The sequence below is a fragment of the Streptomyces sp. NPDC006655 genome (assembly GCF_040703965.1).
Classification (GTDB): Bacteria; Actinomycetota; Actinomycetes; order Streptomycetales; family Streptomycetaceae; genus Streptomyces.
Genome location: NZ_JBEYJU010000001.1, coordinates 24,448 through 36,258, shown reverse-complemented (window position 1 = coordinate 36,258; position 11,811 = coordinate 24,448). Strand labels below are relative to the sequence as shown.

The 11,811-nt window shown below is 70.9% G+C and carries 11 protein-coding genes; 5 read left to right on the top strand and 6 right to left on the bottom strand.

Translation table 11 applies throughout. From position 1 onward, the window contains the following. Positions 1-3: 3 nt before the first annotated feature. The 3 genes from AB0958_RS00180 to pqqB all read left to right on the top strand — a co-directional run bounded on the left by AB0958_RS00180 (position 4) and on the right by pqqB (position 2,525). A complete protein-coding gene (locus AB0958_RS00180; protein ID WP_358973692.1) occupies positions 4-405 on the top strand; it encodes an SseB family protein in 402 nt (133 codons plus the stop codon). 54 nt (positions 406-459) lie between these two features. Continuing rightward, positions 460-1,572 (top strand): hypothetical protein, encoded by a 1,113-nt coding sequence (locus AB0958_RS00175; protein WP_366887991.1) that lies wholly within the window; start codon positions 460-462, stop codon positions 1,570-1,572. A 62-nt stretch (positions 1,573-1,634) separates the two neighbouring features. After that, positions 1,635-2,525, top strand: coding sequence for a pyrroloquinoline quinone biosynthesis protein PqqB (gene pqqB / locus AB0958_RS00170; protein ID WP_366887990.1), 891 nt, complete (start codon positions 1,635-1,637; stop codon positions 2,523-2,525). Positions 2,526-2,549: 24 nt separating this feature from the next. On the opposite strand, the gene AB0958_RS00165 is transcribed toward pqqB, so the two are convergent. The 6 genes from AB0958_RS00165 to AB0958_RS00140 form a co-directional block, all read right to left on the bottom strand. Further along, positions 2,550-2,951 carry a MarR family transcriptional regulator gene (locus AB0958_RS00165; RefSeq protein WP_366887989.1) on the bottom strand — a complete coding sequence of 134 codons (402 nt, stop codon included), beginning with the start codon at positions 2,949-2,951 and terminating at the stop codon, positions 2,550-2,552. Between the two features lie 70 nt (positions 2,952-3,021). Further along, positions 3,022-3,372, bottom strand: a complete 351-nt coding sequence (locus tag AB0958_RS00160) for a VOC family protein (protein WP_366887988.1) — start codon at positions 3,370-3,372, stop codon at positions 3,022-3,024. Between the two features lie 219 nt (positions 3,373-3,591). After that, positions 3,592-4,626 (bottom strand): LacI family DNA-binding transcriptional regulator, encoded by a 1,035-nt coding sequence (locus AB0958_RS00155; RefSeq protein WP_366887987.1) that lies wholly within the window; start codon positions 4,624-4,626, stop codon positions 3,592-3,594. Continuing rightward, positions 4,623-5,528, bottom strand: coding sequence for a carbohydrate ABC transporter permease (locus AB0958_RS00150; RefSeq protein ID WP_366887986.1), 906 nt, complete (start codon positions 5,526-5,528; stop codon positions 4,623-4,625). The genes AB0958_RS00155 and AB0958_RS00150 overlap by 4 nt, the downstream gene beginning before the upstream one ends. Continuing rightward, the gene (locus AB0958_RS00145) at positions 5,525-6,502 is read right to left on the bottom strand and encodes a sugar ABC transporter permease (protein WP_366887985.1); all 978 of its coding nucleotides are present in this window, start codon (positions 6,500-6,502) and stop codon (positions 5,525-5,527) included. The genes AB0958_RS00150 and AB0958_RS00145 overlap by 4 nt, the downstream gene beginning before the upstream one ends. After that, entirely contained in the window at positions 6,499-7,815 is a 1,317-nt protein-coding gene (locus AB0958_RS00140) for an extracellular solute-binding protein (protein WP_366887984.1), read from the bottom strand. Before AB0958_RS00140 ends, AB0958_RS00145 begins: the two co-directional genes overlap by 4 nt. 238 nt (positions 7,816-8,053) lie before the next feature. Between AB0958_RS00140 and AB0958_RS00135 the strand changes: the two genes are divergently transcribed. Continuing rightward, on the top strand, positions 8,054-10,075 hold the full coding sequence (locus tag AB0958_RS00135) for a beta-galactosidase (RefSeq protein WP_366887983.1): 2,022 nt from the start codon (positions 8,054-8,056) through the stop codon (positions 10,073-10,075). A 147-nt stretch (positions 10,076-10,222) separates the two neighbouring features. Then, the gene (locus AB0958_RS00130; RefSeq protein ID WP_366888167.1) at positions 10,223-11,782 is read left to right on the top strand and encodes a glycosyl hydrolase 53 family protein; all 1,560 of its coding nucleotides are present in this window, start codon (positions 10,223-10,225) and stop codon (positions 11,780-11,782) included. Positions 11,783-11,811: the final 29 nt, after the last annotated feature.

Genomic DNA, 11,811 nt, shown 5'->3' with positions numbered 1-11,811 from the left:
ACCATGGAGACACCCGCACACGACGACTTCCCGACGCCGGCCCAGCGGGCGCTCGACACACTGGCCGCGAACGCCGAGGACCGCACCGCCCTGGACACGCTCGCCCACAGCGACGTGCTCGTCCCGGTGCCGGACGACGCCGGCGAGGCGGCCGACCCCGCGGTGATCGCGCTGCCGGTCCTGGAACGGCCCGACGGCGACCCCGTCGTCCCCGTGTTCACCTCGGAAGGAGAACTGACCGGTCTGCTGCCGACCGTCTCCCGCTACCGCGTGGTGCCGCTGGGCGCGCTCGCCTCGCAGTGGCCGGAGGACAACCTCTCGCTCGCGATCGACGGCAGCTCCGCGCACGCGCTGACACTCACCTCGGAGGGAGTGCGGACCCTGCTCGCCCCGTCGGCGGGCTGACACGACGCAGGGCCCCGGTCACCGGGAGGCCGCCGTGCGGGCCACAATGGCGCCATGGAATGGATCTCCGGGGTGGCCGGGGGCCTGGTACTGATCCTGGTCCTGCGCAGCATCCTGCGCACGCTCGTGGTCCCCAGAGGCCTGTACTCCGTGCTGGTGTACCGGCTGTGGTCGACCCTGCGCCGGGTGCTCTGCCTCCTCGCCCACCGGGGCGGCTACCGCGCCATCGACCGCGCCCAGACCTGGCTCGCGCCCCTGATGCTGGTCGGCATGCTCGCCGCCTGGCTGGGCGGTGCGTTCCTCGGCTTCGGGATGCTGTTGTACGCGTTGTCCCCGCTGTCCTGGAGCACCGCGTTCCGCGAGGCCGGCTCCAGCCTGTTCACCCTCGGGTTCGCCAGCGGCGCCCGGCTGCGGCTGTCCGCGCTGGACTTCGTCGCCGCCGCCACCGGCCCCGTCGTCATCGCCCTGCAGATCGCCTACCTCCCCACGCTGTACGCGGCCTACAACCGCCGCGAACTGGAGGTGACCCTGCTCCAGTCCCGGGCCGGCGAGCCCGCCTGGGGGCCGGAGATCCTCGCCCGGCAGTGGCTGGTCGACACCGAGACCGCGCTGCCCGAGCTGTACCGGGCCTGGGAGCGGCTGGCCGCGGACATGGGGGAGAGTCACGCGACCTACCCCGTCCTGCTGGCGTTCCGCTCGCCCCGCCCCTACCGCAGCTGGCTGGTCGGCCTGATCGCCGTCATGGACGCGGCGGCCATGCAGCTCGCCCTCGCTCCCGGCAGCGCGCCGCCGGCGGCCCGTCTGGTGCTGCGCGCCGGCTTCACCGCGCTGCGCGACATCGCCGCCTCGGTGCGGGCCACCTTCGAGGCCGACCCGGCCCCCGACGCCCCTATCCACCTGACCTACGCGGAGTTCGAGGCGGCCGTGGCCATGCTGGAGAGGACCGGTTTCCGGGCCGAGCGCTCCACCGCGGAGGCCTGGCCGCACTTCCACGGCTGGCGGGTCAACTACGAGGCCGTCGCCTACGAGCTGTGCCGCCGCTGCGACGCCGTACCGGCCCTGTGGACCGGCCCGCGCGACTTCCCGTCGGAGCCGATCCCGCCCCGCCGGCCGGTGGACCGGCGGCCCGGTGAAGGTCGGCCGGAAGTTCCCCCCGCCCGCGGGTAGCGAGGCCCGTCCGGAGGGAAGATCCCACCAGGGGCCGGGGAGAGCGAGAGGGGCGGATCGTCGTGAGGGTCGTCCTGCTGGGCACCGCAGCCGACGGCGGGTTCCCGCGGTGGAACTGCGCCTGCGCGCTGTGCGCCGCCGCCCGGGACGGCAAGCTGCCCTCCCGTACCCAGGAGTGCGTCGCCCTGACCGGCAACGGCCGGGACTGGTGGCTGCTCAACGCCTCCCCGGACATCCGCGCCCAGCTCACCGCCACCACCGCGCTGTGGCCGGGGCCCGGTCCCCGGGAGACCCCGGTGCGCGGGGTGCTGCTCACCGACGCGGAGGCCGACCACGTCACCGGCCTGAGCGTGCTGCGCGGCGCGCCGGACCTCAAGGTGTACGCGGCCCCGCCGGTACGCACGGTGCTGGCTCCCGCCCGTGCCGCCCTCGACCGCCACGCCCCCTGGGAGTGGGCCGACAGCCTGGCCGACGGCGGGTTCGTGCTGGCCGGCGGGCTGGTGGTCACCGCCCACCCGATGGGCCCCAGGACCCCGACGTACCTGCCGCCCGGGCTCGCCGAGGCCGACGGCCGCTGGGTCACGGCGTACCGGATCGAGGACCTGGCCACCGGGGGAGTGCTGCTCTACGCGCCCCGCGTCGGTGCCTGGAGCGAGAGTCTCGACGAGCTGTGCGCGGAGGCGGACTGCGTCCTGCTGGACGGCACCTTCTTCAGCGCGGACGAGGCGGGCGCCAAGGCCCGCTCCGGTCCCCGGCAGGCGGCCAGGGACCATCTGCCCGTCTCCGGTCGGCACGGCAGCCTCGCCGCCCTGGCCCGCCACCCGCGCACCCGCCGGATCTACACCCACCTCGACAACACGAACCCGCTGCTCGACCCGGCCTCCGGGGCCCGCGCCCAGGTGGCCGCGGAAGGCGTCGAAGTCCTCCCGGACGGAATCGAGTTCGCTCTCTGAAGGGCGGCAGCGCCCGACGAGGCACTACTGGTCCGCGGGGTGCTCCAGCATCCGCTCCAGCACCGCCCGCTGCAACGGCCGTACCTCCGCGTGCAGGGCGCGGCCCTTGGCGGTGAGCGCGACCCACACGCCCCGCCGGTCCTCGACACAGACCGACCGCTCCACCAGGCCGTCCTTCTCCAGCCGGCCGATCAGCCGGGACAGCGCGCTCTGGCTCAGATGCACCCGTCCGACCAGGTTCTGCACCCGGCAGTGGTCACCCTCGGCGGGCGTCTCGGTGGCCAGCAGGTCGAGCACCTCGAAGTCGCTCGCGCCGAGCCCGTGCGGATGCAGCACCCGGTCGATCTCGCACATCGTGCGCGCGTGCACCGACAGGATGTCCCGCCACCGGTCTTCGAGCCGGGCCTCCGCCGTCTTGACTGCCATACCCGCACGGTAGCACTGATCCAGCCAATTGTTGAGTGTGCAACTAGTGCGGGTGCATGCGGTCCTGCGCTCAGGCGACCGGGTCCTGGAGCAGCCCCACCATGTTGCCGTCGGCGTCCTTCACCGAGGCGATCAGTCGCCCGTTGCCGACGTCCCGCGCGTCCTGCACCAGCTCGGCACCCGCCGCCAGCAGCGCCGCGAGCCGCTCCCGCAGGTCGGTGACGTGCCAGAACGGCGTGGGCCCGGTGAGCCCCTGGGCGTGCCCGTTGGGGTCGAGGCCGACGTCCTGCCCGGCGGCCTTGTACCCGATGTAGTACGGCGTGTCGGCGTACGGCTCGACGCCCAGCAGCGCACCGAACACGGCCTTGGCGCGCTCCGCGTCCTTCACGGGGTAGATGATCGTCTGGATGCCTGCGGTCATGGGACCTTCTCCTTGTCGCACTGCGAGTCCCGACGCGTTCTCGGTCGGTGATCCCACGCTAAGCGGGGGACGCCCACGGCGGCTTCTCCGATCCTGACCGGTTGCCGGCCCCCGGCGACGCGCCCCCGTCAGGGGCGCGAGGAACTGCGCGACCGGCCACGACGGCGCGGCAGACGCCCGACGGCCTTTCCCGGCACCCCCTGCGGCGCCCGACCCGGCTCACGCCGAGTCGCGCACCACCAGCTCCGTCGGCAGGATCACCGCCGCCGGATCCTCCCCGCCGATCTGCGCGAGCAGCACCCGCACCATCTCGGCGCTGATCCGGTCCCAGGGCTGCCGGATCGTGGTGAGCGCCGGGCTCACCTCGGTCGCCACCGGAGAGTCGTCGAAGCCGCCGACGGCGATGTCCTCCGGCACCCGCTTCCCGGCCCGCTCCAGCACCGTCAGCACGCCCTGCGCCATCAGGTCGGAGGCCACGAACACCGCGTCCAGGTCCGGTGCCTGGGCGAGCAGCCGCTCGGCCCCGGCCGCACCGCTCGCCCGGCTGTAGTCCCCGGACACGACGAGCGCCTCGTCGAACTCGACGCCCGCCTCGGTGAGGACCTCGCGGTACCCGGCGAGCCGCTCGACACCGCCGGGGGTGTCCAGCGGGCCGGTGATCATGCCGATCCTGCGGCGGCCCACGGCCAGCAGATGCCGGACCATGTCCCGGGCGCCGTCCCGGTCGTCGGCGGCCACGTAGCCGACCTTCGAACCGAGGCCGATCGGCTTGCCGCAGGCGACCAGCGGCACCCCCGCCTGGCGCAGCTCCTCCGCGACCGGATCGCCGGAGTGGCTGGAGACCAGCAGCACCCCGTCGACGTGCCCGGCCGTGATGTACCGCGTGATCCGGCGCCGTTCGTCCTTCGTGCCCGCCAGCATCAGCAGCAACGGGATGTCGTGCCCGGCCAGCGCCTTCGTGCAACCGCTCAGCAGCACATTGAAGTTGGGGTCCTCGAAGAACCGCTCCTGGGGTTCAGTCAGCAGGAAGCCCACCGAGTCCGAACGGCCGGTGATCAGCGAACGGGCGTGCCGGTTCACGACGTAACCCGTCCTGCGGATGGCGTTGTTGACCGCCTCCTGCGCGGCGGGACTGACGTAGTGGCCGCCGTTGAGCACCCGCGAGACCGTGCCCCGTGAGACACCGGCCTCACGGGCCACGTCGTGGATCGTCGGCGGTCTGCGGCGACCCCCCGCACTACTGCTCATGGTCATGACTTTACGGCCCCGGACAGCAGGTCAAGGCTCCAGAACCGCTGAATGACGAGGAAGAGCGCGATCAGCGGCAGCACGGCCAGGAACGCGCCGGTGATCACCAGGGTGTAGAGGGCCGGAGTGTTGGCGCCCTGCATCAGGAGCGTGTACAGACCGAGCGTGAGCGGGAACCGCTCGTCGTTGCTCAGCATGATGTACGGCAGCAGGAAGTTGTTCCAGATGGCCACGAACTGGAACAGGAACACCGTCACCATGCCCGGGATCATCATCGGCAGCGCGATCCGGGTGAAGATCCGCCACTCGCCGGCCCCGTCCATCCGTCCGGCCTCCACCACGTCGGCGGGGACGGCCGCGGCCGCGTAGATCCGTGAGAGGTAGACACCGTACGGGGCGAGGATCTGGGGGAGCAGCACGGACAGGTAGGAGTCCGTGAGGTTCGCCTTGGCGAGCAGCAGGTACTGCGGGATGGCCAGGATGACCGGGGGCATCAGCACACCGGCGAGCAGCACGTTGAAGATCGCCTCGCGGCCCCTGAACCGGTAGACGGCGAGGGCGTAGCCGCTGACCGCCGACACGCACGTCGAGACCACGGCACCGAGACCGGCGTACAGGGCGGAGTTGGCCATCCACTGCCAGTAGATGCCGTCCCGGTAGGTGGTGAGGTCCTTGAGGTTCTGGGCGAAGCCGGAGCCGGGCAGGAACGTGAAAGTGGAGAACAGTTCGCTGCCGGACTTGGTGGACGCGATCACGACCCAGGCGACCGGCAGCAGCGTGTAGGCCGCGCCCAGCAGGAGGACGGCCGTCGGGATCAGGGCGACACGGCGGCGCAGCGGCGGCCCCTGGGCGGTGCCGGGCGTCGTGCCGGCCGCCGGTGCGGCCTTGCGGACGGCAAGAGAACTCACGGTGCTGCCTCCTGCTTGTTGCGGCGGTTCGCGGCCCGCAGGAACCCGAAGGACAACGCCAGCGTGGCGAGGGCGATCAGGGTCGCCTCGGCCGATGCCGAGTAGATGTCCCCCTTGGCGAAGGCGTCGACGTACACCTTCATCAGCGGACTCCAGGTCGTGCTGACCGAGTTGGTCAGGGGCTTGAGGGTCATCGGCTCGTTGAACACCTGGAGCGTCGCGATGATCGAGAAGAAGAAGGTCAGCACCAGCGAGGGCGCCACCATCGGGATCTTGATCCGCAGGGCGGTCCCCAGCGGGGTGGCGCCGTCCAGCTTGGCCGCCTCGTACACCTCGACCGGAATGGACCTGAGCGAGGTGTAGATGACGATCATGTTGAAGCCGGTGCCGCCCCAGACCGCGATGTTGGACAGGGCCAGGTACAGCGGCCCGCCGTCCAACAGGTTCGGCTGTGGCAGGTGGAACTTGTCGAGCAGGTAATAGAAGGGGCTGACGTCCGGGAGGTACAGGAAGCCCCACAGCAGCGCGGCCACCACGCCCGGGACGGCGTACGGCAGGAAGATCGCGAGCCGGGTGAAGGGGGCGAGGCGGACCCGCTCGGAGTCGAGCATCAGGGCGAACAGCAGGGCGAGGCCCAGCATCACCGGGACGACGATGCAGCCGTAGCCGAGGACGCGCAGGGCACCGGCGTAGAACTCGCTGTCGGTGAGGGCATCGCGGTAGTTCTCCAGGCCGGCCCAGACCTCGCTGCGGGCGCCCGCGCCCAGGCCGAGGCCGGAGACGTGCACCTTGCGGAAGCTGAGCCAGACCGCGTACCCGATGGGCAGCGCGAAGAACAGTGCGAACAGGACCGCGGCGGGGACGAGGAAAAAGTAGGGGGCGCTCCGCGCTCGTTTGAGGGTGGTGGTGGGAGACGGGTGGGCGTACGGGGCCCCCTTGACCCCGTACGACCTCCGGACGGTGGGGCTGGTCACTGCGAGACCTCGAAGCCCTGCTTCTTCATGTCGGCGACCGTGGCGTCCTGCATGGTGTTCAGGGCGGTCACGAAGTCCGACTTGTTCTTGGCGGCGGCGCCGAACGCGTCGTTGAAGGTCGTGTAGGCGACGTTCACGTTCGGGCCCCAGGCGGAGGGGGCCGTGGTCCCCGCGATCTTGGCGGCCTCGGTGTAGAAGTCGGCCTGGTCGGAGAAGTACTCCGGCGGGTTCGAGAAGGCGCCGCTGAGCTGGGCCGAGCTGGACGCCGGGTAGATGCCGCTCTCCTTGGCCAGCGCGTTGAGCGCGTCGCCGTCGGTGTTCAGCCAGGCGGCGAACTTGGCGGCGGCCTCCTGGTGCTTGGAGTCGGTGGTGACGGCGGTGGAGGAGCCGCCCCAGCTGCCGGTGACGTCCTGGTCGGCGGACCACTGGGGGAGCGGGGCCATCGCCCACTTCCCCTTGGTGTCGGGCGCGGCCGTGGTCAGCGTGCCCGGCGCCCACACCGCGGAGACCCAGGCGATCTGCTTTCCGGTGTCCAGCGCCTTGTTCCAGGCCGGGGTGTACATCGGCTGGTTGTCGATCGCGCCCTCCTTGACCAGGCCGCCCCAGAACTTCGCGACCTTCTGGGTGGCCGCGTCGTTGATGGCGACCTTCCACTTGTCACCGGAGGTGGTCCACCACTTGGCGCCGGCCTGCTGGGCGAGGCCCGCGAAGAGACCGGAGTCGTTGGCGGAGAAGGTGGTGAGGTCGACGTCCGGCGCCTTCTTCTTCAGGGCGCGGGCGGTCTGGGCGAACTCGTCCCAGGTGGTGGGGACCTTCAGGCCGTACTTCTTGAACAGGTCCGCGCGGTAGTAGAACATCATCGGGCCGATGTCCTGCGGCACCGCGTACACCGCGTCCGTGCCCAGCGTGACCTGCTGCCAGACGCCGTCGGCGAACTTCGACTTCGCGTCGCCGACCGTCTTGGAAATGTCGGCGACGGCGTCGTTGCTGACCAGCGTCGGCAGTGCCTGGTACTCGGCCTGCACCAGGTCGGGGCCGTTCTTCGCCTTGTGCGCGGTGAGGATCTTGGTGACCAGGGTGTCGCCGGAGGCCTGCTTCTTCACCGTGACGGTGATCTGGTCCTTCTTGCCCTCGCCCTTGTTCCAGAGGTCGACGACCTTGTCCATACCGGGGGCCCACGCCCAGTACGTCAGCGAGACCGGTCCCGAGTCGGCCTTGCTGTCGTCGGACGAGCCGCAGGCGGCGAGGGCGGTGGCGCCGAGCGAGACGGCGACGGCGGTTGTCACGAGGCGGCGGCGCTTCGTGTGCGGCATGGATCTCTCCCCTGACCTGGGTCCCCGCCCGTCGCGGGAACCTGCCCTGCAGATGCTGTGAGCGTTCTCAGACCCGGATCCTCGCCCGACGCGAGTCCGTGCCCTGCTCTGTGAGCGTTCACAGTAGAGAAACATCCCGGACACTTGTCAATGGTTGTTGCTGTGCGGTTATGTTGGGCGCACGCCGCCGACGATGTGTGTGCACGTTCCCAAATGATCGATTAAACGGGAGAGATCCATGCCGGACACCAGCCCCAGGGGCCTCACCAGGCTCGCCTTCGGTGGGGACTACAACCCCGAGCAGTGGCCGGAGAGCGTCTGGCAGGAGGACGTCCGGCTGATGCGCGAGGCCGGGGTCACGATGGTGAGCGTCGGGATCTTCTCCTGGGCCCTCCTCGAGCCGGCGCCGGGGGAGTACGACTTCGGCTGGCTCGACCGGGTCCTCGGCCTGCTGCACGAGAACGGCATCCGCGTCGACCTCGGCACGCCCACGGTGGTGCCGCCCGCCTGGTTCTACCGGGCGCACCCCGAGGCCCTGCCGGTCACCGCCGAGGGCATGCGCCACGAGTTCGGCTCCCGCGGCGCCGTCTGCCACTCCAACGCCGACTACCGCACGGCCGCCGCCGCCATCACCACGCGCCTGGCCGAGCGCTACGGCGACCACCCGGCCCTCGCGCTCTGGCACGTCCACAACGAGTACGGCGTCCCCGTCTCGGCCTGCTACTGCGACTCCTGCGCCGCGCACTTCCGCCGCTGGCTCGCGGACACGTACGGCACGGTCGACGCGGTCAACGCGGCCTGGGGCACGGCCTTCTGGGGCCAGCACTACACGGACCTCGGGCAGATCAACCCCCCGCGCGCCACCCCGACCGTCGGCAACCCGGGCCAGGCCCTCGACTACAAGCGGTTCGCCGACGCCACCATCCGCGAGAACTTCCGGATGGAACGGGACATCCTGCACCGCCTCTCGCCCGGCGTCCCGGTGACCACCAACTTCATGACCGCCCTCAGCCAGTGCGACTCGATGGACTACTGGGCCTGGGGCCGCGAGGTCGACCTGGTCACCAACGACCACTACCTGATCACCGACGGCCGCCGTACCCACGTCAACCTCGCCATGGCCGCCGACCTCACCCGGTCCGTCGCCGCCGGCGCCCCCTGGCTGCTCCTGGAGCACTCCACGTCGGGGGTCAACTGGCAGCCCCGCAATCCGGCCAAGGCGCCCGGCCAGATGGCCCGCAACTCCCTCGCCCACGTGGCCCGTGGCTCGGACGGCGCGATGTTCTTCCAGTGGCGGCAGTCCCGGCGCGGCGCCGAGAAGTTCCACTCCGCGATGCTCCCGCACGGCGGCACCGAGACCCGGGTCTGGCGTGAGGTCGTCGAACTGGGCGCGTCCCTCGACTCGTTGAACCTGATCAAGGGCACCCGCACCCGGGCCGACGTCGCCGTCCTGTGGGACTGGCAGTCCTGGTGGGCGCAGAACCTCCAGTGGCGCCCCAGCGAGGACCACGACCCGCGCGAGCGCGCCGACGCCTTCTACGAGGCCCTCTACGACCGTCACCTCACCGTCGACTTCGCCCACCCGGAAAGCGACTTGTCGGCCTATCCCCTTGTCGTCGTACCGGCCCTGTACCTGATGACGGAGGCGGCCGGGAACAACCTCAGGGAGTACGTCGACGACGGCGGCACCCTCGTCGTCTCGTACTTCTCCGGGATCGTCGACGAGCACGACGCCGTCCACGAAGGCGCCCACCCGGGCGCCCTGCGCGAGACCCTGGGCCTCACCGTGGAGGAGTTCTCACCGCTGCTGAAGGACCAGCGGGTACGGCTGGCCGGCCCCGAAGACTCCGAGCTGACCGGCGACGTGTGGACCGAGTTCGTCGTCCCGCGCGGCGCCGAGACCGTCTGGACCTACGCCGACGGTCTCGCCGCCGGCCGGCCGGCGGTCACCCGGCACCGGCTGGGGGAGGGCGTCGCCTGGTACGTGTCGACCCGCCTGGACGCGCACGGCCTGGACGCGCTGCTCGGCCGGGCCGCCGAGGACGCCCGGATCGCTCCCCGGGCCGAACTGCCCCGCGACGTCGAGGTGGTCCGCCGCACCGGCGAGTCCGGCACCTTCGTGTTCGCGATCAACCACACCGCCACCGACGCCAAGGTGCCGCTGGAGGCGCACGGCACCGAGCTGCTCACGGGCGAACGCGCCGCGGGCCGGCTCGCGGTTCCCGCGGGCGCCGTCAGGGTCGTACGGCTCGACGGCTGACCCGGCCGCGGACCGGTCCGCCGCGCCCGGTCCGCCGAGACTCCCCTCCGTCCGCGCGTGCCACGAGAGCCGCGGGCGGAGGGGTCCTCCTCCGGTTCGCCGGAGGACACCCCCTCCCCAGTCACGTCGAAGGGACGACGGACGATGATGTTCCATCCCAGACGCACCATCAGAGCCCTGCTGCTGCCGCTCCTGGCCGGGCTCGCCCTCACCGCCCTTCCCGCCACAACCGCCCAGGCGGCCGCCACCCTCACCAACGGCGGCTTCGAATCCGACGGTGCGGGCGTGGCCACGCCCACCGGCTGGTCGGAGTACGGCGACACGGGTGCCTCGTACACCGAGTCCGGTGGCCACGGCGGCAGTTACCGCCTGAGCCAGTACTCGGCCTCCGCCTACAAGGTGGAGACGTACCAGTACCTGTCGGGGCTGACCAACGGGAACTACACGCTCACCGCCTGGGTCCGCTCCAGCGGCGGCCAGAACTCCGCCTACATGTCCCTGAAGAACTGCGGCAGTTCGGAGCAGCGGACCGACCTGCCGGTCTCCACGAGCAGCTGGATCCGGATCGTCACCTCGATCGCGGTCACCAACAACCAGTGCACGGTCAGCTTCTACTCCGACGCCAACGCGGGCAACTGGATCAACGTCGACGACGTGACGTTCGCGTCTGGCTCGACGGGGCTGTCGATCAAGGGCGCCGACATCTCGTCACTGGCCAAGAGCGAGGCCAAGGGCGGTGTCTACAAGACCAGTTCCGGCACCACCGGAGACGCGGTCACCATCCTGAAGAACGCCGGCATGAACTACGCGCGCCTGAAGGTCTGGGTCAACCCGGCCGACGGCTACAACGACAAGGCGCACGTGCTGGCCATGGCCAAGCGGATCAAGGCGGCCGGCATGAAGCTGCTGGTCGACTTCCACTACTCGGACAGCTGGGCCGACCCGGGCAAGCAGACCAAGCCCGCCGCCTGGACCGGCCACTCCTACAGCCAGCTCAAGACCGACGTCTACAACCACACCTACGACGTCCTGAGCGCGCTGAAGGCCCAGGGCACCACCGCCGACATGGTCCAGATCGGCAACGAGATCAACGGCGGCATGCTCTGGTCCGAGGGCTCCACCGACAACTGGTCGCAGCTCGCCGGCCTGATCAACTCCGGCTACAGCGCCGCCAAGGCGGTCTCCTCCGCCACCCGGGTCGCCCTGCACCTGGCCAACGCGGGCGACGACGCCACGGTCCGCTGGTGGTTCGACAACGCCAAGACCTACGGCATCGACTACGACGTGATCGGGCTGTCGTACTACGGCTACTGGCACGGCTCACTGGCCGCCGCCCAGACCACCCTGGACGACGTGGCCTCCCGCTACGCCAAGCCGGTGTTCATCGCCGAGACCGCCTACCCGTTCACCCTCGCCCAGGACGACTCGCTGGAGAACCAGATAGACACCGGCGGCGAACTGGTCACCGGCTACCCGGCCAGCGCGGCCGGTCAGCTGGCCTGGATGAACGCCGTCGCGAACATCGTGGAGGCCGTCCCGAACGGCCGTGGGCTCGGCGTCTTCTACTGGGAGGCGACCTGGACCGCCGTCACCGGCAACGGCTGGGACCCGACCGACGCCACCTCGGGCAACGGCTGGGAGAACCAGGCCCTGTTCGGCTACGACGACAGGGCGCTGTCCTCCATGGCGTGGTTCAGCCACCGCTGAACCACCACTGACGGGGGGCCCGGCCGTAA

What these genes read in the sequence shown, in the direction of transcription:
- AB0958_RS00175 (WP_366887991.1), top strand. Translation starts at nt 460, where the DNA reads ATGGAATGGATCTCCGGGGTGGCCGGGGGCCTGGTACTGATCCTGGTC.
- AB0958_RS00165 (WP_366887989.1), bottom strand. Translation starts at nt 2,951, where the DNA reads ATGGCAGTCAAGACGGCGGAGGCCCGGCTCGAAGACCGGTGGCGGGAC.
- AB0958_RS00135 (WP_366887983.1), top strand. Translation starts at nt 8,054, where the DNA reads ATGCCGGACACCAGCCCCAGGGGCCTCACCAGGCTCGCCTTCGGTGGG.
- AB0958_RS00140 (WP_366887984.1), bottom strand. Translation starts at nt 7,815, where the DNA reads ATGCCGCACACGAAGCGCCGCCGCCTCGTGACAACCGCCGTCGCCGTC.
- AB0958_RS00180 (WP_358973692.1), top strand. Translation starts at nt 4, where the DNA reads ATGGAGACACCCGCACACGACGACTTCCCGACGCCGGCCCAGCGGGCG.
- AB0958_RS00160 (WP_366887988.1), bottom strand. Translation starts at nt 3,372, where the DNA reads ATGACCGCAGGCATCCAGACGATCATCTACCCCGTGAAGGACGCGGAG.
- AB0958_RS00155 (WP_366887987.1), bottom strand. Translation starts at nt 4,626, where the DNA reads ATGACCATGAGCAGTAGTGCGGGGGGTCGCCGCAGACCGCCGACGATC.
- AB0958_RS00130 (WP_366888167.1), top strand. Translation starts at nt 10,223, where the DNA reads ATGTTCCATCCCAGACGCACCATCAGAGCCCTGCTGCTGCCGCTCCTG.